Annotated in this window: 22 protein-coding genes; 4 read left to right on the forward strand and 18 right to left on the reverse strand. The window is 57.1% G+C overall.

What is annotated here, in order from left to right; all coding sequences use genetic code 11:
- Positions 1–42: 42 nt before the first annotated feature.
- A complete protein-coding gene (gene yhaJ, locus AC4OVS_RS03095) occupies positions 43–945 on the forward strand; it encodes a DNA-binding transcriptional regulator YhaJ (RefSeq protein ID WP_022649480.1) in 903 nt (300 codons plus the stop codon).
- A 47-nt stretch (positions 946–992) separates the two neighbouring features.
- Here yhaJ and AC4OVS_RS03100 read toward each other — a convergent pair whose 3' ends face one another.
- The 11 genes from AC4OVS_RS03100 to AC4OVS_RS03150 all read right to left on the reverse strand — a co-directional run bounded on the left by AC4OVS_RS03100 (position 993) and on the right by AC4OVS_RS03150 (position 8373).
- The gene (locus AC4OVS_RS03100; RefSeq protein WP_022649479.1) at positions 993–1358 is read right to left on the reverse strand and encodes a DUF805 domain-containing protein; all 366 of its coding nucleotides are present in this window, start codon (positions 1356–1358) and stop codon (positions 993–995) included.
- Positions 1359–1464: 106 nt separating this feature from the next.
- Positions 1465–2451: a glutathione S-transferase family protein gene (locus AC4OVS_RS03105; protein WP_491922171.1), complete on the reverse strand. Its 987-nt coding sequence runs from the start codon at positions 2449–2451 to the stop codon at positions 1465–1467.
- 72 nt (positions 2452–2523) lie between these two features.
- Positions 2524–2916, reverse strand: a complete 393-nt coding sequence (locus AC4OVS_RS03110; RefSeq protein WP_032626373.1) for a DoxX family protein — start codon at positions 2914–2916, stop codon at positions 2524–2526.
- Positions 2917–3170: 254 nt separating this feature from the next.
- The gene (locus AC4OVS_RS03115; RefSeq protein ID WP_022649477.1) at positions 3171–3467 is read right to left on the reverse strand and encodes a YqjK-like family protein; all 297 of its coding nucleotides are present in this window, start codon (positions 3465–3467) and stop codon (positions 3171–3173) included.
- Entirely contained in the window at positions 3464–3862 is a 399-nt protein-coding gene (locus AC4OVS_RS03120; RefSeq protein ID WP_003862647.1) for a phage holin family protein, read from the reverse strand. Before AC4OVS_RS03120 ends, AC4OVS_RS03115 begins: the two co-directional genes overlap by 4 nt.
- A gap of 2 nt (positions 3863–3864) precedes the next feature.
- On the reverse strand, positions 3865–4170 hold the full coding sequence (locus tag AC4OVS_RS03125) for an ElaB/YgaM/YqjD family protein (RefSeq protein WP_008503141.1): 306 nt from the start codon (positions 4168–4170) through the stop codon (positions 3865–3867).
- Positions 4171–4199: 29 nt separating this feature from the next.
- Positions 4200–4568, reverse strand: a complete 369-nt coding sequence (locus AC4OVS_RS03130) for a DUF1090 domain-containing protein (protein ID WP_017382428.1) — start codon at positions 4566–4568, stop codon at positions 4200–4202.
- 143 nt (positions 4569–4711) lie between these two features.
- Positions 4712–5095, reverse strand: a complete 384-nt coding sequence (gene mzrA, locus AC4OVS_RS03135) for an EnvZ/OmpR regulon moderator MzrA (RefSeq protein WP_022649476.1) — start codon at positions 5093–5095, stop codon at positions 4712–4714.
- Positions 5096–5097: 2 nt separating this feature from the next.
- Positions 5098–5760, reverse strand: coding sequence for a DedA family general envelope maintenance protein YqjA (yqjA, locus tag AC4OVS_RS03140; RefSeq protein WP_022649475.1), 663 nt, complete (start codon positions 5758–5760; stop codon positions 5098–5100).
- A gap of 341 nt (positions 5761–6101) precedes the next feature.
- Positions 6102–6878 carry a transcriptional regulator ExuR gene (gene exuR / locus AC4OVS_RS03145; RefSeq protein ID WP_023298695.1) on the reverse strand — a complete coding sequence of 259 codons (777 nt, stop codon included), beginning with the start codon at positions 6876–6878 and terminating at the stop codon, positions 6102–6104.
- 196 nt (positions 6879–7074) lie between these two features.
- Complete coding sequence (locus AC4OVS_RS03150) at positions 7075–8373, reverse strand: MFS transporter (protein ID WP_491922172.1); 1299 nt, start codon at positions 8371–8373, stop codon at positions 7075–7077.
- A 475-nt stretch (positions 8374–8848) separates the two neighbouring features.
- On the opposite strand from AC4OVS_RS03150, the gene uxaC reads away from it, so the two are divergent.
- Together uxaC and AC4OVS_RS03160 are read left to right on the forward strand one after the other, a co-directional pair.
- Positions 8849–10261, forward strand: a complete 1413-nt coding sequence (uxaC, locus tag AC4OVS_RS03155; RefSeq protein WP_023307034.1) for a glucuronate isomerase — start codon at positions 8849–8851, stop codon at positions 10259–10261.
- Between the two features lie 17 nt (positions 10262–10278).
- Positions 10279–11766 (forward strand): UxaA family hydrolase, encoded by a 1488-nt coding sequence (locus tag AC4OVS_RS03160; protein ID WP_126315198.1) that lies wholly within the window; start codon positions 10279–10281, stop codon positions 11764–11766.
- 139 nt (positions 11767–11905) lie between these two features.
- On the opposite strand, the gene sstT is transcribed toward AC4OVS_RS03160, so the two are convergent.
- From sstT to AC4OVS_RS03180, 4 genes are all read right to left on the reverse strand, one after another.
- Positions 11906–13147, reverse strand: a complete 1242-nt coding sequence (sstT, locus tag AC4OVS_RS03165) for a serine/threonine transporter SstT (protein ID WP_023298692.1) — start codon at positions 13145–13147, stop codon at positions 11906–11908.
- Positions 13148–13422: 275 nt separating this feature from the next.
- A complete protein-coding gene (locus AC4OVS_RS03170; protein ID WP_022649470.1) occupies positions 13423–14388 on the reverse strand; it encodes a TerC family protein in 966 nt (321 codons plus the stop codon).
- Between the two features lie 252 nt (positions 14389–14640).
- Positions 14641–15639 (reverse strand): Gfo/Idh/MocA family protein, encoded by a 999-nt coding sequence (locus AC4OVS_RS03175; RefSeq protein ID WP_022649469.1) that lies wholly within the window; start codon positions 15637–15639, stop codon positions 14641–14643.
- Between the two features lie 70 nt (positions 15640–15709).
- On the reverse strand, positions 15710–16213 hold the full coding sequence (locus tag AC4OVS_RS03180; protein ID WP_023298690.1) for a M48 family metallopeptidase: 504 nt from the start codon (positions 16211–16213) through the stop codon (positions 15710–15712).
- Positions 16214–16296: 83 nt separating this feature from the next.
- Here AC4OVS_RS03180 and rlmG point away from each other — a divergent pair, with 83 nt between their 5' ends.
- The gene (gene rlmG, locus AC4OVS_RS03185; RefSeq protein ID WP_491922173.1) at positions 16297–17433 is read left to right on the forward strand and encodes a 23S rRNA (guanine(1835)-N(2))-methyltransferase RlmG; all 1137 of its coding nucleotides are present in this window, start codon (positions 16297–16299) and stop codon (positions 17431–17433) included.
- 132 nt (positions 17434–17565) lie between these two features.
- On the opposite strand, the gene AC4OVS_RS03190 is transcribed toward rlmG, so the two are convergent.
- The 3 genes from AC4OVS_RS03190 to lsrR all read right to left on the reverse strand — a co-directional run bounded on the left by AC4OVS_RS03190 (position 17566) and on the right by lsrR (position 22331).
- Complete coding sequence (locus tag AC4OVS_RS03190; RefSeq protein WP_320684036.1) at positions 17566–19587, reverse strand: NADPH-dependent 2,4-dienoyl-CoA reductase; 2022 nt, start codon at positions 19585–19587, stop codon at positions 17566–17568.
- 152 nt (positions 19588–19739) lie between these two features.
- On the reverse strand, positions 19740–21326 hold the full coding sequence (gene lsrK / locus AC4OVS_RS03195) for an autoinducer-2 kinase (RefSeq protein ID WP_280004858.1): 1587 nt from the start codon (positions 21324–21326) through the stop codon (positions 19740–19742).
- 33 nt (positions 21327–21359) lie between these two features.
- Complete coding sequence (gene lsrR, locus AC4OVS_RS03200; RefSeq protein WP_022649464.1) at positions 21360–22331, reverse strand: transcriptional regulator LsrR; 972 nt, start codon at positions 22329–22331, stop codon at positions 21360–21362.
- Between the last annotated feature and the right edge of the window lie 105 nt (positions 22332–22436).

The following is a 22436-nucleotide window of genomic DNA, read 5'->3' on the forward strand; positions in this document are numbered from 1 at the left end:
ATATTCTGCCCGGTATGTTCAAATTTCCTGAATGAGAACGAGATGGCTAAAGAGAGAGCATTGACGCTTGAGGCGCTTCGCGTCATGGACGCGATTGACAGGCGCGGCAGTTTTGCCGCGGCGGCAGATGAACTGGGGCGCGTTCCGTCTGCGCTGAGCTATACCATGCAAAAGCTGGAGGAGGAGCTGGATGTTGTGCTCTTCGATCGCTCCGGTCATCGAACAAAATTCACCAACGTTGGGCGGATGCTGCTGGAGCGCGGCCGCGTATTGCTGGAAGCGGCGGATAAACTGACGACCGATGCCGAAGCGCTGGCCCGCGGCTGGGAAACCCATCTGACGTTAGTGACCGAAGCGCTGGTGCCCACCGAGGCGCTGTTCCCGCTGGTGGACAGACTGGCCGCGAAAGCCAATACCCAGCTGTCGATCATCACCGAGGTACTGGCCGGGGCGTGGGAGCGTCTTGAGACGGGCAGGGCGGATATCGTCATTGCGCCGGATATGCATTTCCGCTCATCGTCAGAAATTAACTCGCGCAAACTGTACAGCGTGATGAACGTCTACGTCGCTGCGCCGGGTCACCCGATCCATCAGGAGCCGGAACCGCTCTCTGAGGTCACGCGCGTGAAATACCGCGGCGTGGCGGTGGCGGATACCGCGCGCGAGCGCCCGGTGTTAACGGTGCAGTTGCTGGATAAACAGCCGCGTCTGACGGTGACGTCGCTGGAAGATAAGCGTCAGGCGCTGCTGGCGGGGCTGGGCGTGGCGACCATGCCGTATCCGTTCGTCGAAAAGGACATTGCAGAGGGACGGCTGCGCGTTGTCAGCCCGGAATACACCAGCGAAGTGGATATTATTATGGCGTGGCGTCGTGACAGCATGGGCGAAGCCAAATCGTGGTGTTTACGCGAAATTCCGAAGCTTTTCACGCAATATAATAAATAAAATCGTAATTTGTAGGCCCGGTAAGCGAAGCGCCACCGGGCTTTTTTTTATGCGCAGATCTTCGGATCCGGACCAAAGCGGTTTTCTCCCGGCGTTCCGCTCTGACAGTTGAAAATCAAAATGACGATCCAGCCGATAAGCGGGATCAACAGCAACAGCAGCCACCACGCCGAACGATCGGTGTCGTGGAGACGACGAAACAGTACGGCCCATGAAGGCAGCAGAACCAACACACCATAAATGGTGGTGAGAATGCCTTCGCCCCCCTCGCGTTCCCAGCCGAGGATTTTGTCCACAATACCCAGCACCATAATCAGGACGAAGTTCACCAGAACGAACATCCAGTACTCTTTACGGCGGGCACGGCCACCAAATCCAACGTAGTTGCGCAGTACTTTTAAATACCAGTCCATTTTTCCTTGCCTCTTAGTCAGTCAATCACTTGTTTTCTAAGCGATCGAGGTAAGGATAGATGTATGCCGTGAATTAAAAAAGGGAATCAATTGATTCCCTAAATAATTATCCGAAACGCACGTCGCGCCCGTGTGGTTCATCCAGATCCTGCCACGGACCAATGGAGATAATGCCCGTTGGGTTGATGGTCTTATGACTGCGGAAATAATGGGTGCGAATATGGTCAAAATTGACCGTCTCCGCAATACCCGGCATCTGATAGATGTCGCGCAGGAAACCGTGCAGGTTCAGATAATCGCTAATGCGATGCTTGTCGCACTTGAAGTGGGTGACATACACCGGATCGAAGCGGATCAGCGTCGTCCACAGGCGGATGTCTGCTTCGGTGAGGCGATCGCCCGTTAAATAACGATGCTGGCCGAGGATCTGCTCCAGACGTTCCAGGGATCCAAACACGTTGCCGACCGCTTCGTCGTACGCTTCCTGACTGGTGGCAAAACCGGCTTTATAGACGCCGTTGTTGACGTTGTCGTAGATCCAGCCGTTCAGCTCGTCAATTTTCTCGCGCAGCTCAACCGAATAGTAATCCCCGGCGCGGGCGCCGTGCGCGTCAAACGCGGTATTGAACATGCGAATGATTTCAGCGGATTCATTGCTGACGATCGTCTGGTTTTTCTTGTCCCACAGCACAGGCACCGTTACGCGTCCGGTGTAGTGCGGATCGGCGCGCAGATAGAGCTGATACAGGAAATCGTGATGATAAAGCTCATCACCCGTCGCGGCCGGGAAGTCACTGTCGAACGTCCAGCCGTTTTCCAGCATCAGCGGGTTGACCACCGAAACCGGAATTAGCGATTCGAGACCTTTAAGTTTGCGCACAATCAGCGTGCGGTGCGCCCACGGACAGGCGAGAGAAACATACAGATGATAACGATCTTTCTCCGCCGCAAAGCCCCCTTCGCCACTCGGGCCGGGTGCGCCGTCGGCGGTCAGCCAGTTACGGAAGGCCGAAACAGAGCGCTTAAAGCGTCCACCGGTGGATTTGGTGTCATACCAGACATCCTGCCAGACGCCGTCTACGAGTTGTCCCATTTTTTACTCCTCCGTCAGATAGCAAAAGCGAGGAGATGTCTCCTCGCTTTGAATTTAATCAGTATAGCGTGCTTACCACTTCTTATTCAGAAGACGGTCGATGCTGTAGGCGCCCGGACCCGTGATAGCCAGCAGCAGGAAGCCACCCGCGATGGTCAGGTTTTTCATGAACATCAGAGAGTTCACGCCTTCCGCAAAGTTGCTGTGGAAGATGAACGCGGTCAGCAGGGTAAAGCCTGCGGTGAACAGCGCCGTGGTGCGGGTCAGGAAACCGAACAGCACTGCCAGGCCGCCGCCGAACTCAAGCAGGATGGTCAGTGGCAGCAGGAAACCCGGTACGCCCATCGCTTCCATATACTGCTGAGTGCCCGCATAGCCGGTAATTTTGCCCCAGCCTGCGGTGATGAACAGCACAGGCATCAGAATACGCGCTACCAATACACCAACATCATCTAATTTTTTCATTTTACTCTCCAGGAAACCACATCAGCGGCTAAACGTTATTTGCGTGCAAATTCGGGTAGATACCGCGTCTTTGCTGTCGATGGAGAGGAGTGTAAACGGGGCGGATGGCAATTGTTAGCAAGGAAAACTGTCAATCTTTTTCAAAGATATTGAGTAAGAGAGCATGAAGAGATTTTGCCTGGTGACGGCTACGCCTTACCCGGCCTACTTTTTTACCGTAGGCCGGGTAAGCGCAGTGCCACCCGGCGAGAAGGCTAGCGCAGCTGCTGCTGACGAATCGTTGCTTTCACCAGACGCCATGCGCTCCAGACACCAAAGCCACGGCGTGCCCAGCGAATCAGCATGTTTGGATGACGAATCGTCCAGATCGCCATCACGCTGCTACCCACCAGCGCCCACGAACGCAGGCTCAGAAGAGTATTCCAGCCGCGATCGTAACGCTGGGTCAGCTCCAGCCAGTCGCGACGGCTGGCGGACAGGTCCAGCCGCTGCTGCTGGATCTGGCTCAGCAGATACGCTTTCCGCTTTTGACGTTCGGCTTTGTCGCTCACGACTTATCATCCTCCAGCAGGGCGCGGTCGTTGGCCAGCTCCTGGCGAGTATGGCGCAGGAAGGTCGACGTGCGCGCTTTATGCAGGGTCCAGATACCGCCTATCAGCGCCGCCACCAGCAGAACCACGGTAGTCGCAATCATCGCGTTCAGCCGATACTGTGGATCGATAGCCCAGATGATTAACACCATCAGGCTCATCAGACCAAACGCGGCAAAGAGCATCGTAAGCCCAAGCATGAGCAGCATCTGGAAGAGATTGGCTTTCTCCTCTTCCAGTTCCACTACCGCAAGCCGGACGCGCGTTTCGGCAATCCCGACCAGCGTCGTAAGAATACGCTGGCCGATGCCGAGGACGTTTTTAGCAGGCCCTTGTGCGTGACGTGGATCTTCCATAATCAACGACGCGTCAGCAGGACACCCAGCACCACACCCACTGCGGCACCAATACCAACGCCTGTCCATGGATTGTCACGTACATATTCGTCTGCGCGCGCAGCCGCTTCGCGGGTCTGTTTCGCCAGTGCATCACCGGTTTCACCCAGACGGTAACGGCTCTCTTTCAGTGCCTGCTCCGCTTTGCTGCGCAGTTTGCTGACTTCTTCTTTCGATTTATCGGCAGAAGAGTTTAGCACCTCTTCCAGGGTGTCCGCCAGGGATTTCAGCTCAGCGCGCAGATGTTCTGAAGTTGTATCTTTTGACATGATTCTCTCCTGTTGAGATTTCCGTTAACTCAATAATCGCGAGCTTCCAGCGCTTTCAGTTCGTCCTGCGCCTCTTGCAACTTCCTCTCGCGCTTGGCAATTTTTTCCGCATCACCTTTCTCTTTCGCTTCTTGCAGGTCTTGACGGCGCTCGGCTATCTCGTCCTTCTGTTCAGCGATTTTTTCCTGATGATCGGCACGCAGCTTGCTGTCCGTACAATTGTCTTTCACTTCGCTCAACGCTTTTTTCAGTCCGTCGATCCGGTGCTGATTGTTATGCTTTTCGGCATAACTGATTTCGCGTTGAATATCCTGTTCTTTCTCCTGACAAAGAGACATAGCGAAGGAAGCTGTGCTTAAAGAAAAAAGGGCCAGAGCCAGGGTGATGCGGTATTTCATTATAGAAACCTTCCATTGTGTTACGGCGTAAGCCGTGTTCCAGAACTATGCGGAGAACATCTGAGGGGTGCTCCGCGTACTTAAGCATAGTAAGTAAACGGGAGTTTCACCAAAGTGGGTGAAAATATTCGGAATATTAGTCGTTAGCCAAATCGATGCGACGTGTCGCGTAACCGTGACATCCAGGAGGCTACGTGGCTGTCATCATCCTGTTGCGCGATGATGTAACCCTGCGGCAACGTGCGGTCCAGCACCGCTTTCGCCGCGGCGCTTTGCGCACTGGAGTCAAATTTTATCAGCAGCACATCGTCTTGCGGCGTGATGCTCTTAAAGCGGATCCCGTTAGCATCCAGATGATGCCAGATGGAAAAACCATCCGGCACGCTGGTTCCTTGACTCACAGGACGGATAGTCAGCGTCGACTCCTGGTGCTGTAGGGCAGACCATAGCAGGATGAGAGCGCTGAACATCATTAGCGCGACGATGGCGTAAGAGAAGCGGCGCAGCGCGAGCGGGGAGATAACCATCGTTAACCCCTGGCTCCGTATTTCTTTTTCCACAGTACGACCAGTGAACCGACCAGGCCAAACACCAGCAGGACGACGGGCAGCAGCATCAGGCAAGACATCAGCTGGTCTTCATATTTCATAAAGACCGGCGTTTTACCGAGCGCGTAGCCGAGCGTGGTCAGGATCAGAACCCACAGCAGGCCGCTCATCCAGTTAAAGAACTGGAAGCGCGCGCTGCTCAGGCCGGACAAGCCCGCAATGGTCGGCAGCAGGGTGCGTACGAATGCGATAAAGCGACCAATCAGCAAGGCGGAGAGCCCGTGCTTATGGAAAAGGTGGTGCGCTCGCTGGTGATAATGTGCCGGAAGATGCGAAAGCCAGTTCTGAACGATTCGCGTGTTGCCCAGCCATCGCCCCTGAATATAACTCACCCAGCAACCCAGGCTGGCGGCAATGGTCAACAGCAGAACCGTTTGTGGGAAAGCCATCGCCCCTTTTGCACAGAGCACCCCAACCAGCACCAGCAGGCTGTCGCCCGGTAAAAAGGCAGCAGGCAGCAGGCCGTTCTCAAGGAACAGGATCATAAATAACACAAAGTAGAGCATGCCAATCATGGACGGGTTGGCCAGCGTTTCGAAATCCTGAGCCCAGAGGGCGTTCAGTAGTTGGGTCAAAAGTTCCATTCAGTGTTCCTGGAAATCGGTTAACGTCACGCCTGTCATTCGGGAAAACAGCACGGCGACATTGTTATGATTTCATTATGGTCGCTCGCGGACACAATGATGTGTGGCCAACACTGTTCCCTGTTAATTGGCTGGTTAGCAAGCACTAACTTACAAAATAACGAAGTGAATCCAATTGTAACAAAGCCCGACGTTCTGCGTCACAGAATTTGAGGGGAAACACGATTTTGGCGTAAGCCACGGAGGGGAGCGAGAGATTTTACAAAGGCTGACACTATAGAGGTTTTCTTACCCTGTCTGGCCGGAAGGCGCGGCGGTGCGCCTGCCAGCAGTTCAGGAGGTTATTTTGCGACATTGGTCGCGGTATCGAGGTGAACCACCGGATTATCAGCAAAAAGATAGCGGTCAGCGTTAAATTCAAAGTCATCACTCGTTTCATTAAAAAGCATCTGTTTAGTGTTCTCCAGATGCTGCCACATTGCCAGTTTCGCCGCATGCGGATCTTTACGAATCAGGGCCTTAAGAATCTGGTCGTGGTCGTCACACCAGTTATCTACCGTGCGGGAATCAATGTGATCGTGCAGTTTCTTCCAGTACGGGTTGTGAACGCGCTGAGTCCACATTTTTTCAACGATTGCCGCCAGCGCTGTGTTCTGAGTCGCAAGGGCGACCTGGACGTGGAATTGCAGGTCCCATTCGGAATCGCGGAAACATTTTTCTTTACGCGCATGATCCTGGATTTCCATCAGCTTCATGATGTCCTGCTTGGTGACCTGCGTCGCTGCGAATTCTGCGATATTGCTTTCAATCAGCTGGCGAGCCTGGAGAAGCTCAAACGGACCGTAGCTGGCAAATTCCAGACTTTCGTCCGGCGTGGGGGAGTGTTTCGCCTGGCTGGAAATCACGTGAATACCGGAACCTTTGCGTACCTCAACATACCCTTCAACTTCCAGCATGATGATGGCTTCGCGGACCACCGTACGGCTGACGCTTTTTTCATCCGCAATAAAACGCTCAGCGGGAAGTTTATCACCGACAAGATAGACCCCTTGCTCGATGCGATCTTTCAGCTCGGCGGCAAGTTGTTGATATAAACGACGTGATTCGGTGATTTCCATATGCGCTCCAGGCAGGGTACGGCGAATGATTTGTTATACCACTTTTGCTTGCCAGTCTCCAGATTTCGCCATTAAAAAAGCCGCCCGGAGGCGGCTTTTGCGACGTTTTTGCCGGGTGGCGCTACGCTTACCCGGCCTACGGTTTTATCGGGTGTTGTAGGCCGGGTAAGGCGGAGCCGCCACCCGGCACAACAAGCTAACTCTGCGTCGCCGGTCCCCCAAGGGACTCTTTCGCCAGTTCCTCGGCGGATTTACTCTTCAGCACCGTCCAGATAACCACTGCACCCAGCAGGTCGAAGATGGCCAGTACCGCGAACAGCGGGCTGAAACCGATGGTGTCTGCCAGCGCGCCTACCACCAGCGCAAACAGGGTACTTGCGGTCCAGGCGGCCATCCCGGTCAGACCGTTGGCGGTGGCAACTTCGTTACGACCAAACACGTCGGACGAGAGCGTAATCAGCGCGCCAGACAGAGACTGGTGAGCAAAGCCCCCGATACACAGCAGGGCGATAGCCACGTAAGGACTGGTGAACAGGCCAATCATGCCAGGGCCAATCATCAGCAGGGCGCCCATGGTGACCACCATCTTACGGGACACAATCAGGTTCACGCCAAACCAGCGCTGGAACAGCGGTGGCAGGTAGCCGCCGACGATACAGCCCAGGTCTGCAAACAGCATTGGCATCCAGGCGAACATCGCGATCTCTTTCAGGTTAAAGCCGTAGACTTTGAACATGAACAGCGGGATCCAGGCGTTGAACGTACCCCAGGCCGGTTCCGCCAGGAAGCGTGGCAGGGCGATACCCCAGAACTGACGGGTACCCAGGATCTGCCAGACGGACATTTTTTTACCGTTGTCGGTCTGATGATGAGATTCCTGACCATTGATAATGTAGTCACGTTCTTCGGTAGACAGCTTTTTCTGATCGCGCGGGTGTTTATAGAAGATCAGCCACGCCACGGCCCAGGCAAAACTCAGCACACCGGAGATGATGAACGCCATTTGCCAGCTGTGCATCACAATCGCCCACACCACCAGTGGCGGAGCGATCATCGCCCCGATGGAGGAACCCACGTTGAAGTAACCGACAGCGATTGAACGTTCTTTTGCCGGGAACCATTCAGAGCTGGCTTTCAGACCCGCAGGGATCATCGCCGCTTCGGCAGCACCTACCGCACCACGCGCCAGCGCCAGCCCGCCCCAGCTGCCAGCCAGCGCCGTCGCCCCGCAGAAGACGGCCCATGCTACAGCGAAGAAGGCATAACCAATTTTTGTACCCAGAATATCAAGAACATAACCTGCAACAGGCTGCATTACGGTGTAAGCGGCAGAATACGCCGCAATGATGTAAGAGTATTGTTGTGTGGAGATATGTAACTCTTCCATCAACGTTGGCGCCGCTGCTGCCACGGTGTTACGTGTCAGGTAGCCCAGCACGGTGCCGAGCGTCACCAGTGCGATCATGTACCAACGTAACCCTTTAATTTTACGCATGTAAAACCTCATCGTTATGTTATTTCCGTGTCGGGACACGGCAACAACTCAACCGTTGCCGGGAGCTGTTCTGTAACGGGAGGGGCGTAACCGGGAACCTGTCCCGGAACGGCCCGAACCTTGCCATAAGTCATCGTGCTAAGTCGGCTTCCGTACCGTTAAATCCGATGTAACAAACACCGGTAATGCATTCCGTCGGCTTATAGTTTGCGACGGCGAAAAGATAACTTGTCATACAACTTTAAAAGGTGAGTGACATCACAAAAGAGTGAATCTTTGTAGGGATATTATGAGGCGTGCGCAAAGCCAGATCTGGCGCGGTCTGCAAGAAGGTTTACCCCTTTGAGGGTAATTTATTTGTCGACGTTTATTGATCTAACTCACGAAAAAAACGTCGGACTCTGGAAATTGGTGTGATAACTTTGCAGCATCTGAACATAAGCTTTCTGACGCTCCCGTAATGAGGAAGACGATAATGACACCGTTTATGACCGAAGATTTCCTGTTAGATACCGAATTTGCTCGCCGCCTGTACCACGACTACGCAAAAGATCAGCCGATTTTCGACTACCACTGCCATTTACCGCCGCAACAGGTTGCCGAAAATTACCGTTTCAAAAACCTGTATGATATCTGGCTGAAGGGTGACCATTATAAATGGCGCGCGATGCGCACCAACGGCGTGGCCGAGCGCCTGTGTACCGGCGACGCGACCGATCGCGAGAAGTTTGACGCCTGGGCCGCTACCGTTCCCCACACCATCGGTAACCCGTTATACCACTGGACGCACCTCGAACTGCGTCGTCCTTTTGGTATCACCGGCAAGCTGCTCTCTCCCGCCACGGCGGATGAGATCTGGGATCAGTGCAACGAACTGCTGGCGCAGGATAGCTTCTCGGCGCGCGGCATCATGCAGCAGATGAACGTGAAGATGGTGGGCACAACCGACGATCCGATCGACTCCCTGGAGCACCACGCGGTTGTCGCGAAGGACAGCACCTTTGACATCAAAGTGCTGCCAAGCTGGCGCCCGGATAAAGCCTTCAACATTGAGCTGCCGACCTTTAATGACTACATGACGAAGCTGGCGGAAGTATCGGATACCGATATCCGTCGTTTCGCCGATCTGCAATCCGCGCTGACCAAACGTCTGGATCACTTTGCCGCACACGGCTGTAAAGTGTCTGACCACGCGCTGGACGTGGTGCTGTTCGCGGATTCCAGCGAAGCCGAGCTGGACAGCATCCTGGCGCGTCGTCTCTCCGGCGAAGCCCTGAGCGAGCATGAAGTCGCCCAGTTCAAAACCGCGGTGCTGGTGTTCCTCGGTGCGGAATATGCCCGTCGCGGCTGGGTTCAGCAGTACCATATCGGCGCGCTGCGTAATAACAACCAGCGTCAGTTTAAACTGCTGGGCGCGGACGTAGGCTTTGACTCCATCAATGACCGCCCTCTGGCGGAAGAGCTGTCAAAACTGCTGAGCAAACAGAACGAGCAAAACCTGCTGCCAAAAACCATTCTCTACTGCCTGAATCCGCGCGATAACGAAGTACTGGGCACCATGATCGGCAACTTCCAGGGCGAAGGGATGCCGGGCAAGATGCAGTTCGGTTCCGGCTGGTGGTTTAACGATCAAAAAGACGGCATGGAGCGTCAGATGACGCAGCTGGCGCAGCTCGGCCTGTTGAGCCGCTTCGTTGGCATGCTGACTGACAGCCGCAGTTTCCTCTCCTATACCCGCCATGAATATTTCCGCCGCATTCTGTGCCAGATGATTGGCCGCTGGGTGCACGCGGGTGAAGCGCCAGCGGATATCCAGCTGCTGGGCGAAATGGTGAGAAACATCTGCTTTAACAATGCGCGTGACTACTTCGCCATTGAACTGAACTAAGGCCGTTTGAGGTTGATATGCAATACATCAAAATCCATTCGCTGGATAACGTTGCCGTCGCGCTGGCCGATTTAGCCGAAGGGACGGAAGTGACCTTCGACAACCAGTCGGTGACGTTACGCCAGGCCATTGGACGTGGACATAAGTTTGCCCTGATCCCCATCGCGAAAGGGGAGAACGTGGTGAAGTACGGTTTGCCCATCGGTCATGCGCTGGCGGATATTGCGCCGGGTGAATACATTCATTCCCACAATACCCGCACCAATCTCAGCGATCTGGACGAGTACAGCTATCAACCTGACTTCCAGCCAGAAGAAGGACAGGCGGCCGATCGTGAGGTACAGATTTACCGCCGCGCCAGCGGCGAGGTGGGGATCCGCAATGAGCTGTGGATCCTCCCGACTGTCGGCTGCGTGAACGGGATCGCGCGTCAAATTCAGACGCGTTTCCTGAAAGAGACTAATGATGCTGAAGGCACCGACGGTGTGCATCTGTTCAGTCACACCTATGGGTGCTCCCAGCTGGGTGACGACCACATCAATACCCGTACCATGCTGCAAAACATGGTGCGCCACCCGAACGCGGGCGCGGTGCTGGTGATCGGCCTCGGCTGCGAGAACAATCAGGTCGACGCCTTCCGCGACACGCTGGGCGAATTTGACCCTGAGCGCGTGCACTTTATGGTGTGTCAGCACCAGGACGACGAAGTGGAAGCGGGCGTTGAACAGCTGCATCAGCTGTACGAGGTGATGCGTCACGACAAGCGCGAGCCGGGCAAGCTGAGTGAACTGAAGTTTGGCCTGGAGTGCGGCGGATCTGATGGCCTTTCCGGCATTACCGCTAACCCAATGCTGGGTCGCTTCTCGGATTACATGATTGCCAACGGCGGCACTACGGTGCTGACCGAAGTGCCGGAGATGTTCGGCGCAGAGCGCATTCTGATGAGCCACTGCCGCGACGAAGAGACCTTTGAGAAGACCGTCACCATGGTCAACGACTTCAAACAGTACTTCATCGCCCATAACCAGCCGATATACGAGAACCCCTCGCCGGGTAACAAAGCGGGCGGGATCACCACGCTTGAAGAGAAATCCCTGGGCTGCACTCAAAAAGCGGGCGCCAGCCAGGTGGTGGACGTGCTGCGTTATGGTGAACGGCTGAAAACGCACGGCCTGAACCTGCTCAGCGCACCGGGCAACGATGCGGTCGCCACCAGCGCGCTAGCGGGAGCGGGCTGTCATATGGTGCTGTTCAGTACCGGGCGCGGTACGCCGTACGGCGGGTTTGTGCCGACGGTGAAAATCGCCACTAACAGCGAACTGGCGGCGAAGAAAAAGCACTGGATCGACTTTGACGCGGGCCAGCTGATCCACGGCAAAGCGATGCCGCAGCTGCTGAGCGAATTCGTGGACACGATTGTGGAATTTGCCAGCGGCAGGCAGACCTGCAACGAGAAGAACGACTTCCGCGAGCTGGCGATCTTTAAGAGTGGTGTGACGCTATAAGTCGGGTGCGGGCTGGTGCCCTCACCCCGGCCCTCTCCCACAGGGAGAGGGTGCAAACACTAAAAACGGCAACACATGTTGCCGTTTTGCATTTACCTTGTAGGCCCGGTAAGGCGTAGCCGCCACCGGGCTTTTCTTTTTAACTGCGCAGGGCGTTCTTCGCTAAACGCGCATCTTCCGCCTGACAGGCTGCGGCGGTAAACAGCACGTCGGTAGAGGAGTTCAGCGCGGTTTCGCAGGAATCCTGCAATACGCCGATAATGAAACCGACCGCGACAACCTGCATGGCAATCTCGTTCGGGATACCGAACATGTTACAGGCCAGCGGGATCAGCAGCAGAGAGCCGCCCGCCACGCCGGATGCGCCACAGGCACACAGTGATGCAACGACGCTCAGCAGCAGCGCGGTTGGCAGATCTACCGGAATACCCAGCGTATGCACCGCCGCCAGCGTCAGCACGGTGATGGTAATCGCCGCACCGGCCATGTTCACGGTTGCACCCAGGGGAATCGACACCGAATAGGTATCGCGGTCCAGGTTCAGCTTCTCCGCCAGCGCCATGTTCACCGGTATGTTCGCCGCTGAGCTGCGGGTGAAGAAGGCATACACGCCGCTCTCGCGCAGGCAGGTCAGCACCAGCGGATACGGGTTGCGGCGGATCTGCCAGAACACCAGCAGCGGGTTGATCACCAGCGCCACCAGCAGCATACAGCCGACCAGGACGACCAGCAGCTGCGCGTAGCCCCACAGTGCGTCGAAACCGGTGGTGGCCAGCGTCGAAGAAACCAGACCAAAGATACCGACTGGTGCAAAGCGAATCACCAGCTTCACCATGAAGGTCACTGCATTGGACAAATCGTTAACCAGGTTTTTCGTGGTCTCGTTGCCATGACGCAGCGCGAAGCCCAGACCAATCGCCCAGACCAGGATGCCAATGTAGTTTCCGTTCATCAGTGCGGTGATGGGGTTAGAGACCATGCTCATCAGCAGGCCGCGAAGGACTTCCACAATCCCGGACGGCGGGGTGATATCACCGGCCGCGCTGGTCAGGTGCAGCGTGGACGGGAACAGGAAGCTAAACACAACGGCCGTTAAGGCAGCAGAGAAGGTTCCCAGCAGATACAGGAACAGAATAGGGCGAATGTTGGTTTTTTGTCCGTGCTGGTGGTTGGCAATCGACGCCATCACCAGCATCAGCACCAGTACCGGGGCGACGGCCTTCAGTGCGCCAACGAAAAGGGTGCCGAGCAGTCCCGTCGCTTCCGCCGCAGGTTTTGACACCATCGCCAGCAGAATACCCAGTACCAACCCGACCAGAATTTGTTTTACAAGACTGCCCTGCGCCAGGCGCGCAAGCAGGCCCTTAGATTGTGTGCTCATACGTTATTCCTGAGTGAAATTGCGTTCCATCCTGGATGTGCTCTAAGTCACATTTGTATCCGGATGTAAGTATTTGTTTGCCTGGTTGAGTATCAGGGAAAGCAGCGAAAGGCGGAAGCGTAAAATGCTGGATTTTACGTGTTGCGTCATGTTTTTTAACTATTGGTTAACGAAAGTGCCGGGTGGCGCTGCGCTTACCCGGCCTGCATTGCATTTCCCCCTCTCCCCGTGGGAGAGGGGTGGGGTGAGGGCATCAGCCCGCACCGAACGTTGCACTAAGCCTGCTGCTTCTTATCGTGCTGGCGGTTAACCCAGGTATTGATAATCAGCGTCACCAGCAGAATGCCAAACACCACGCCGAGCGAAATGGCGATCGGGATATGGTAGAAATCAACAATCAGCATCTTGATACCGATAAAGACCAGAATCACCGACAGACCGTACTTCAGCATTGAGAAGCGCTCTGCCGCGCCCGCCAGCAGGAAGTACATCGCACGCAGGCCGAGGATGGCGAACAGGTTCGAGGTCAGGACGATGAACGGGTCGGTAGTGACCGCGAAGATAGCCGGGATACTGTCCACGGCGAAAATCACGTCGCTCAGCTCGACCAGAATCAGCACCAGCAGCAGCGGGGTGGCGAACAGCAGGCCGTTCTTACGCACGAAGAAATGCTCGCTCTCGATCTTGTCCGTCATGCGCAGATGACCCCGGATCCACTTCACCAGCGGCTTATCACCGATACCGGTATCGTCTTCTTTCGCCAGCGCCATTTTGACCCCGGTGAACAGCAGGAACGCACCAAACACGTACAGCAGCCATTCGAACTGGGTAATCAGCCAGCTACCGGCGAAGATCATGATGGTACGCAGGATGATGGCGCCTAGCACGCCGTATACCAGCACGCGGCGTTGCAGGGCCGCAGGCACGGCGAAGTAACTGAACAGCATCAGCCAGACGAAGACGTTATCAACCGCCAGCGCTTTTTCAATCAGATAGCCGGTGAGGAAGGCGAGTGCCTGAGGATCGGCCACCGCGCGACCTTCGGTTGAGGCCAGATACCACCAGAAGGCGGCGCAGAAAAGAAGTGAGAGGGTAACCCATACCAGCGACCAGACGGCGGCTTGCTTAACGCTCATGCCGTGTTCGCCGCGACGACCCTGCAAAAAGAGGTCGATCGCCAGCATGATGAGCACGACAACCGCGAATCCGCCCCACAGCATTGGAGTGCCGACAGAATGCATACTATTTTCCTTACACATAAAAAAACAAAAACGGCTATGGTCAGAAGACGATAGCCGTTAGCTTTTTATGCATAGACCTCGCCTTCCGGCAAGGTCTCACTTACAACCACGAAGGTTGCCCGGCGACCGGATGCGGTTTTGCACGCATCGTAATGACGATCCACCGGCGAAGAAGTTACTCCCCTTTGCAGGTAACAAATTATGTCAGACCATCGATTTCGTCAATGGTCTGCACGATTTCATTACACAGCTTTACGCGACGGCTTCCACATTCACGCCGTCTGCGGGGAAGATTACGCCGGTCTGTCGGCGGATCTCCGTTTGCAGCTTCGCCGTGGTGCGGCTGATCGCCAGTCCCGGGTGGTTCACTTCGTTGTCTTCTACCAGACGGGCGAAGACCTCTGCCTCATAAAGCATAGTGTTAATATGCTGAGGCTGCGTCAGCTCCTGCGCTTTTCCGCCGCGCGGAACGATGCTGAGCTTCTGGCATTCGGAGATTTTTTCGATCACCAGCGAGCCGTCTTCGCCCTGAATTTCGCTTGGCAGCACGGAGTCGCTGACCTTCGAGTGCTGCAACGTCACGCTGAAATCACCGTAGTCCAGCACCACAACGCCGTGTGCATCCACGCCGCTCTCCAGCAGGCTGGCGGTGGCCGTCACGCCGTGTGGTTCCCCCCACAGCGCAACCGCAGAGGCCAGGCAGTAAAAACCGATATCCATAATCGAGCCATTCGAGAAGGCCGGGTTAAAGGTGTTCGGGTTTTCGCCGTCCAGATAGCGCTGGTAGCGCGAGGAATACTGGCAGTAGTTGATAAAGGCTTTACGCACTTTGCCAATTTTCGGCAGGGACTGCTGCAACAGCAGGAAGTTGGGCAGGCTGGCGGTTTTGAACGCTTCAAACAGCACCACCTGGTTTTCGCGGGCAAGCGCAATGGCGGCTTCCACTTCGTGGATATTCGACGCCAGCGGCTTCTCGCAGATCACATGCTTTTTATGGCTGAGGAACAGCTTCGTTTGCGGGAAGTGCAGAGCATTCGGGCTGGCGATATAGACCGCGTCAATGGCGTCGCTTTGCGCCATCTCATCGAGTGAGGTGAACAGATGTTCAACCAGGTAGTCATTCGCAAAACTTTGCGCCTGCTCAAGGCTGCGGGAATAGACTGCGGTGAGCTTATATTTGCCGGTTTCGTGGGCGGCGTCGACGAACTGGCGCGTGATCCAGTTCGTACCGATGACTGCGAAACGTATCATAAACGTTTACGTACTCCGTAGCAGGGAACCTAAAGCCACTGTAGCACGTCCTCATGACATTTCGCGTGCGCTACTGCGCATTACTCTTTAACGATAAATGCGTCAGCCACAAACGGGTATCAAACTCCAGCTGGTGGTACTGCGGCTCCATATGGCAGCACAGGGAATAGAACGCTTTGTCGTGATCTTTCTCTTTCAGGTGCGCCAGCTCGTGCACCACGATCATCCGCAGAAAGGCTTCCGGTGCATTGCGAAAGACGGTCGCGACGCGGATCTCCGCCTTAGCCTTCAGCTTGCCGCCCTGCACGCGGGAGATGGCGGTATGCAGGCCGAGCGCGTTTTTCAGCACGTGGATCTTGTTGTCGTACATCACCTTGTTGATCGGCGGGGCGCTCTTCAGATACTGGCTTTTCAGATCCTGCGTATACTGCCAGAGGGCTTTGTCAGTCGCGAAATCATGCGTGCCCGGGTAGCGTTTTTCCAGCACCGCGCCGAGCTTTCCCGCGGCGATCAGGTCGCGAACCTGGGATAGTAATTGCTCCGGGTAGCCCTGGAGATAAGTCAGCTGGTTCATCAAAACCCCAAAATAGTGTGAAAACGGGTATACTCACGCACCCTTTTCAGGGATACGCCAAATTTTACCATTCAGGAGGGCCGATGAGCCACTTAGACAACGGTTTCCGTTCACTCAACCTTAAACGTTTCCCGGAAACGGACGACGTGAACCCGCTTCAGGCGTGGGAAGCGGCGGATGAATATCTGCTGCAGCAGTTGGATGAGACTGAAATCCGCGGCCCGGTACTGATCCTGAATGACGCGTTTGGCGCGCTGGGCTGTGCGCTCGCGGAACATGCGCCTTACAGTATCGGCGATTCTTACTTAAGCGAGCTGGCGACGCGTGAAAACCTGCGTCACAACGATATCGACGAATCCAGCGTGAAGTTCCTCGACAGCACCGCGGACTACCCGCAGGCGCCAGGCGTGGTTCTGATTAAAGTGCCCAAAACCATGGCGCTGCTGGAGCAGCAACTGCGCGCGCTGCGCAAAGTCGTGACGCCAGAAACGCGCATCATCGCGGGCGCCAAGGCGCGTGATATTCACACCTCGACGCTGGAACTGTTCGAGAAAGTGCTCGGCCCGACCACTACGACGCTGGCCTGGAAAAAAGCGCGCCTGATCAACTGTACCTTCAGCGCGCCGGAACTGGCCGACGCGCCAGAGACCCTGAGCTGGAAGCTGGAAGGGACCGACTGGACCATCCACAACCACGCGAACGTCTTCTCCCGTACCGGTCTGGATATCGGCGCACGCTTCTTTATGGAACATCTGCCGGAAAACCTGGAAGGGGAGATTGTCGATCTCGGCTGCGGTAACGGCGTGATTGGCCTGACGCTGCTGGTGAAGAACCCGGAGGCCAGCGTGGTGTTCAGCGACGAATCGCCAATGGCGGTGGCTTCAAGCCGTCTGAACGTGGAAACCAATCTGCCGGAGGCGCTGGATCGCTGCGAGTTTATGATCAATAACGCGCTGTCCGGCGTAGAGCCTTTCCGCTTCAACGCGGTGTTTTGCAATCCTCCGTTCCACCAGAAGCACGCCCTGACGGATAACGTCGCGTGGGAGATGTTCCACCACGCGCGCCGCTGCCTGAAAATCAACGGCGAGCTGTACATCGTGGCGAACCGCCATCTGGACTACTTCCACAAGCTGAAGAAGATTTTCGGTAACTGCGTCACCATTGCGACAAACAACAAGTTTGTGGTGCTGAAGTCGGTGAAGCTGGGGCGTCGTCGATAAGATCGTTTTGCCTGGCGGCGTTTCGCTTGCCCAGGCCTACGGTTTCAAATGCCCGGTGGCGCTTCGCTTACCGGGCCTACAATGGCCTCGGACCCGTAGGCCCGGTAAGCGAAGCGCCACCGGGCGATGCCGTTAAATACTCAGCGCCAGTTTTGTCCCCTGCGCAATCGCCCGCCGCGCATCCAGTTCCATCGCCACGTCGCACCCGCCGATCAAATGCACCGTTTTACCCGCTTCGCGCAGCGGATCGGCCAGATCGCGCTTTGGCTCCTGTCCGGCGCACAAAATCACATGATCCACGCGCAGCAGCTGCGGTTCACCACCGATCAGCACATGCAGCCCGTCGTCGTCGATCTTCTGGTAGCTCACCGCCGGGATCATCTTCACCCCGCGCGAGAGCAGGGTGGCGCGGTGGATCCAGCCAGTGGTTTTGCCCAGCCCTTCACCCGGCTTGCTGGCCTTACGCTGGAGCATCACGATCTGACGCGGGCTTTTCGGCAGCTGCGGCCCTTCCGGGCGTAAACCGCCGGACTGACTGAGACTGGTATCAATGCCCCATTCCACGCAGAACTCAGCGATGTTCTGGCTGGTGGCTTCGCCCGGCTGGCTTAAATACATCGCGGTATCAAAACCGATCCCGCCGCAGCCGATGATCGCCACCTTCTCGCCAACCGGCGCTTTGTCGCGCAGCACGTCCAGATAGCTCAATACCTTCGGATGATCGATGCCTTCGATCGCAGGGGTGCGCGGGGCGATCCCACTCGCGAGGATCACCTCGTCGAAACCGATCAGATCCGCCGCGCTGACAACCTGATTGAGCCGCAGATCGACGCCCGTCACCTCGATCATCCGGCGGTAATAGCGCAGCGTTTCATAGAACTCCTCTTTGCCGGGGATCTGTCTGGCGATAGTAAACTGCCCGCCGATTTCCGCCAGCGCATCAAACAGCGTCACGCTGTGCCCACGCGAGGCGGCATTGACCGCAAACGCCAGGCCAGCGGGTCCTGCGCCCACCACGGCCAGACGCTTCTTGTTGGTCGCAGGAACGATCGGCATTTTGGTTTCATGGCAGGCGCGGGGATTCACCAGGCAGGAGGTGACCTTGCCGACGAAGATCTGATCCAGACACGCCTGGTTACAGCCGATACAGGTGTTGATCTCATCCGCACGGCCGCTTTGCGCTTTGGAGAGCAGTTCGGCATCCGCGAGGAACGGACGCGCCATCGACACCATATCGGCGTCGCCGCGGGAGATCACATCGTCCGCCACCTGCGGATCGTTAATGCGGTTAGTGGTCACCAGCGGAACGGAGACTTTGCCTTTCAGCTTGCGCGTTACCCAGCTGAACGCCGCACGCGGCACCGGCGTGGCGATGGTGGGGATGCGCGCTTCGTGCCAGCCAATCCCGGTGTTGATAATGGTGGCACCGGCGGCTTCAATCGCCTGCGCCAGCTGCACGGTTTCGTCGAAGGTGCCGCCGCCTTCCACCAGGTCGAGCATCGACAGGCGGAAGATGATAATAAAATCCGCACCGGCACGTTCACGCACCGCGCGCACCACCTCCACGGCAAAACGCATGCGGCGGGCATAGTCACCACCCCATTCATCGTCGCGCTGGTTGGTGCGTGCGGCGAGGAATTCGTTGATCAGGTAGCCTTCTGAGCCCATCACCTCCACGCCGTCGTAGCCCGCTTCCCGCGCCAGCGCGGCGCAGCGGGCGAAGTCCTCTATCAGCGCCAGGATCTCGTCATGGCTGAGGGCATGGGGAGTAAAGCGGTTAATCGGCGCCTGAATAGCCGAGGGGGCAACCAGGTTCGGCTGATAGCTGTAGCGCCCGGTATGCAGAATTTGCAGGGCGATTTTGCCGCCCTCGTTGTGAACCGCGTCGGTCACAATGCGGTGGTGCGGCAGCTGTGTCGCATCGTTCAACACCGCGCCGCCCTCCATCGTCACCCCGGAAGGGGCAGGGGCTACGCCGCCGGTGACAATCAGCGCCACCCCGTGGCGCGCGCGCTCGGCATAGAAGGCTGCCAGACGTTCAGCCCCGTCCGGACGCTCCTCCAGCCCGGTGTGCATTGAGCCCATTAACACGCGGTTTTTGAGGGTAGTGAACCCCAGATCGAGAGGGGCGAATAACGACGGGTAGCGGCTCATAGTCTCTTCCAGTGTAAAATTATTGTTATGTGGTCGGATGAGTTACTAATTTAGCCAGCGGCGGCAGAAAGGTAAAAGCGGGATCGAATGATTGTGATAGATCTCAAAGAACTTCACCCCTCACCCCGGCCCTCTCCCCTCTGGGGAGAGGGTTAGGGTGAGGGGCGTGTGTCGCGCATCAGGCCCGGCGCCTGCCACATCGAGGTTGTCAGCCCGCTGTCCACCAGCCCGAGCTGGTCCGCGTATACCGCCTGCCATTTCTGCATCATGCCGTCGTACAGCTCCCGGTGCGCCGGGTTTGGCGTGAACTCGCGGCTCCACTTCACCAGCCGCTCGCCCGTCGAGGCCATATCCGCGAACAGCCCCGCGCCAGCTCCTGCGGCAATGGCGCAGCCGAGCGCCGTTGCCTCTTTGACTTCTGGCACGCGCACCGGCAGGCCGGTGACGTCGCTTAAAATCTGGCTCCACAGGGCGCCCTTTGCGCCGCCGCCGGCAAACACCAGGCTCTCAAACGTCACGCCGGAGAAGCGCGAAATCTGCGCCAGGTTGCAGGCCGAGACGATCGCCGCGTTCTCTTCCAGCGCGCGGAACAGCGTCGCTTTGTTGCACTTTTCCGGGTCGATGGAGAGGTTAATAAACGACGGCGCGGCGTGGTACCACTGTTTGAAATGCATCGCGTCGGAGAAGATCGGCATCACCCCGTGGGAGCCCGGCGGGACGCGGCTCGCCATCTCTTCGAGCAGGGAGTAGGGGTCCATTCCCATGCGTTCGGCAATCAGCTTCTCTTCGGCGCAGAAGGCGTCGCGGAACCAGCGCATGGTCAGCCCGGTAAAGAAGCTGATCGACTCTGCCTGCGCCATGCCGGTGATAACGTGCGGGTTTACGCGGATGTTCATCTCAGGGTCGGTGCGCACCTGCGGCAGGTTCACCACCTGTTGCCAGAAGGTGCCGCCCAGCACCGCCGTTTGTCCGGCGCGCACCACGCCCAGCCCCAGACAGCCCAGCTGCACGTCGCCGCCGCCCATCACCACCGGGGTGCCCTCGCGCAGACCGCTCTGTTGTGCGGCTGCTTTGGTGATGGCCCCCAACACGGTGCCGGTCTCTTTTACCGGGGAGAGGATATCGGCGCGTAGCCCGGCCATGTCGAGCAGCGCCGGACGCCAGTCGCGGGAGAAGAGATCCAGCATGCCCGTCGTGCCCGCATTGGACGGGTCCACCGCCAGCTCGCCGGAGAGCTTCGCCGCCAGCCAGTCGCTGATCATGGTGATGGTGGCGGCTTTACGATAAATATCCGGACGATGGTGCGCCAGCCACAGCAGGCGCGGCATGGCGCTGAGGGCAAGCGTCTGGCCGGAAACGTCATACACTTCGGATTCAAACCGGTAGTCGTGGATCTCTTTGAGTTCAGCTACCTCGCGGCTGGCGCGGGCGTCGACGTTGGCGCAGGCCCAGATAGCCTCGCCGTTGCGGTCGTACAGCACAATCCCTTCGCGCATCGAACAGCAGGCGACGGACTGAATATCCGCCGCGCTCAGGCGCGCGCGCTCCAGCGCCTTATGAATACACCGGCAGGCCAGCTGCCAGTTGGTGTCGAGGTCGAACTCCATCGAGCCCGGCACGTTCTCGACGCTCAGGTGTTTCCACTCGGCCTGGCCAACGGCAATCTGGTTGCCCTGCAAATCGAAAATAACGGCGCGAACGCTGCCTGTCCCTGCATCTAACGCTAAAAGGTAACTCATGAGCATGCCTCATTGTTAGCGCAGGGAGGGCTCTTAAATGGCCAGAGCCAGCACCGCGCGGGCTGTCGTCTCTTCCGTCACCAGGCCATTAATACGGCGGCCCTTCAGTGCGGCATAAATCGCATCGGCTTTCTCTTCCCCCCCGGCCACGCCTACGATGGTGGGCAGCTGTGCCAGTTCATCGAGCGTGACGCCCAGTAGTTCTTTGTGGATCTCCAGCTCCTCGACGCATTCCCCTTCGGCATTGAGGAAATAGCCAAGGATATCGCCGACCGCGCCCTTGCGGGCGTACATCAACTGTTCACCTTCGCTGATATAGCCGGAGCGCAGTATCGTCGCGTCACGGCGCTGGTTCACCGAGCCAATGCCGACCACCGCCACGTCAGCGGCGGTGGCGGCGAGGATCACGTCCCGCACGCTGGTTTCGCGCTTTAAGATCCCGGCGACTTCAGCGGATGACACGCGAAGCGGGGCAGGGATCATGCTGACGCTACAGGCCGCATCCAGCTGGCCGATACCGGTCATATACGGCCCCACGCCGCCGGAGAGCGTCACCAGGCGGATCTGCTGTGAGCTGATAAAGCCGCTCAGGTGTTGCAGGCTGCTCATGGTGGTTTCACCGAAGCCCACCGCTAACAGCTGGCCGGGCTCCAGCACGCCCATCAGCGACTGGGCCGCGCCAATGCCTAACCGCACGTTCATCGGCGGCGTATTCAGGGCGGGCATCACGCGCACCAGCTTCAGGCCAAATCGTTGTTGCAACTCGGTTTCCAGCGCCAGGCAGCCCTCGTAGCGGGAGTTTATCTGCACGCGGATCACCCCGGACTGACGGCCTTTCTCCAGCAGGCGGGAGATCTTCAGGCGCGGCAGCCCGAGCCGCTCGCCGATGTCGTTCTGGGTCAGCCCGTCGTGGTAGTAGCACCAGGCCACGCGCGCCACCAGCTCCTCTTCCGCCAGTGCCAGCCCGGCAAACCGTCCTTCTTCCGCAGTGCGTTTATCGCTCATAGTTGAACTCTTATAAAAATTTAGATCATATGTTCGTGATGGTGCGGCGTGAAAATGTGAGCCACGCGACAAAACGGATCTTTTCGATCCTTTCCGGTTTATCTG

The sequence above is a fragment of the Enterobacter sp. 4974935 genome (genome assembly GCF_058661735.1).

Excerpts from the sequence above, each read along its gene's own strand:
- yhaJ (WP_022649480.1), top strand. The coding sequence starts at position 43 with ATGGCTAAAGAGAGAGCATTGACGCTTGAGGCGCTTCGCGTCATGGAC.
- AC4OVS_RS03100 (WP_022649479.1), bottom strand. The coding sequence starts at position 1,358 with ATGGACTGGTATTTAAAAGTACTGCGCAACTACGTTGGATTTGGTGGC.
- AC4OVS_RS03105 (WP_491922171.1), bottom strand. The coding sequence starts at position 2,451 with ATGGGACAACTCGTAGACGGCGTCTGGCAGGATGTCTGGTATGACACC.
- AC4OVS_RS03110 (WP_032626373.1), bottom strand. The coding sequence starts at position 2,916 with ATGAAAAAATTAGATGATGTTGGTGTATTGGTAGCGCGTATTCTGATG.
- AC4OVS_RS03120 (WP_003862647.1), bottom strand. The coding sequence starts at position 3,862 with ATGGAAGATCCACGTCACGCACAAGGGCCTGCTAAAAACGTCCTCGGC.
- AC4OVS_RS03125 (WP_008503141.1), bottom strand. The coding sequence starts at position 4,170 with ATGTCAAAAGATACAACTTCAGAACATCTGCGCGCTGAGCTGAAATCC.
- AC4OVS_RS03130 (WP_017382428.1), bottom strand. The coding sequence starts at position 4,568 with ATGAAATACCGCATCACCCTGGCTCTGGCCCTTTTTTCTTTAAGCACA.
- mzrA (WP_022649476.1), bottom strand. The coding sequence starts at position 5,095 with ATGGTTATCTCCCCGCTCGCGCTGCGCCGCTTCTCTTACGCCATCGTC.
- yqjA (WP_022649475.1), bottom strand. The coding sequence starts at position 5,760 with ATGGAACTTTTGACCCAACTACTGAACGCCCTCTGGGCTCAGGATTTC.
- exuR (WP_023298695.1), bottom strand. The coding sequence starts at position 6,878 with ATGGAAATCACCGAATCACGTCGTTTATATCAACAACTTGCCGCCGAG.
- AC4OVS_RS03150 (WP_491922172.1), bottom strand. The coding sequence starts at position 8,373 with ATGCGTAAAATTAAAGGGTTACGTTGGTACATGATCGCACTGGTGACG.
- uxaC (WP_023307034.1), top strand. The coding sequence starts at position 8,849 with ATGACACCGTTTATGACCGAAGATTTCCTGTTAGATACCGAATTTGCT.
- AC4OVS_RS03160 (WP_126315198.1), top strand. The coding sequence starts at position 10,279 with ATGCAATACATCAAAATCCATTCGCTGGATAACGTTGCCGTCGCGCTG.
- sstT (WP_023298692.1), bottom strand. The coding sequence starts at position 13,147 with ATGAGCACACAATCTAAGGGCCTGCTTGCGCGCCTGGCGCAGGGCAGT.
- AC4OVS_RS03170 (WP_022649470.1), bottom strand. The coding sequence starts at position 14,388 with ATGCATTCTGTCGGCACTCCAATGCTGTGGGGCGGATTCGCGGTTGTC.
- AC4OVS_RS03175 (WP_022649469.1), bottom strand. The coding sequence starts at position 15,639 with ATGATACGTTTCGCAGTCATCGGTACGAACTGGATCACGCGCCAGTTC.
- AC4OVS_RS03180 (WP_023298690.1), bottom strand. The coding sequence starts at position 16,213 with ATGAACCAGCTGACTTATCTCCAGGGCTACCCGGAGCAATTACTATCC.
- rlmG (WP_491922173.1), top strand. The coding sequence starts at position 16,297 with ATGAGCCACTTAGACAACGGTTTCCGTTCACTCAACCTTAAACGTTTC.
- AC4OVS_RS03190 (WP_320684036.1), bottom strand. The coding sequence starts at position 19,587 with ATGAGCCGCTACCCGTCGTTATTCGCCCCTCTCGATCTGGGGTTCACT.
- lsrK (WP_280004858.1), bottom strand. The coding sequence starts at position 21,326 with ATGAGTTACCTTTTAGCGTTAGATGCAGGGACAGGCAGCGTTCGCGCC.
- lsrR (WP_022649464.1), bottom strand. The coding sequence starts at position 22,331 with ATGAGCGATAAACGCACTGCGGAAGAAGGACGGTTTGCCGGGCTGGCA.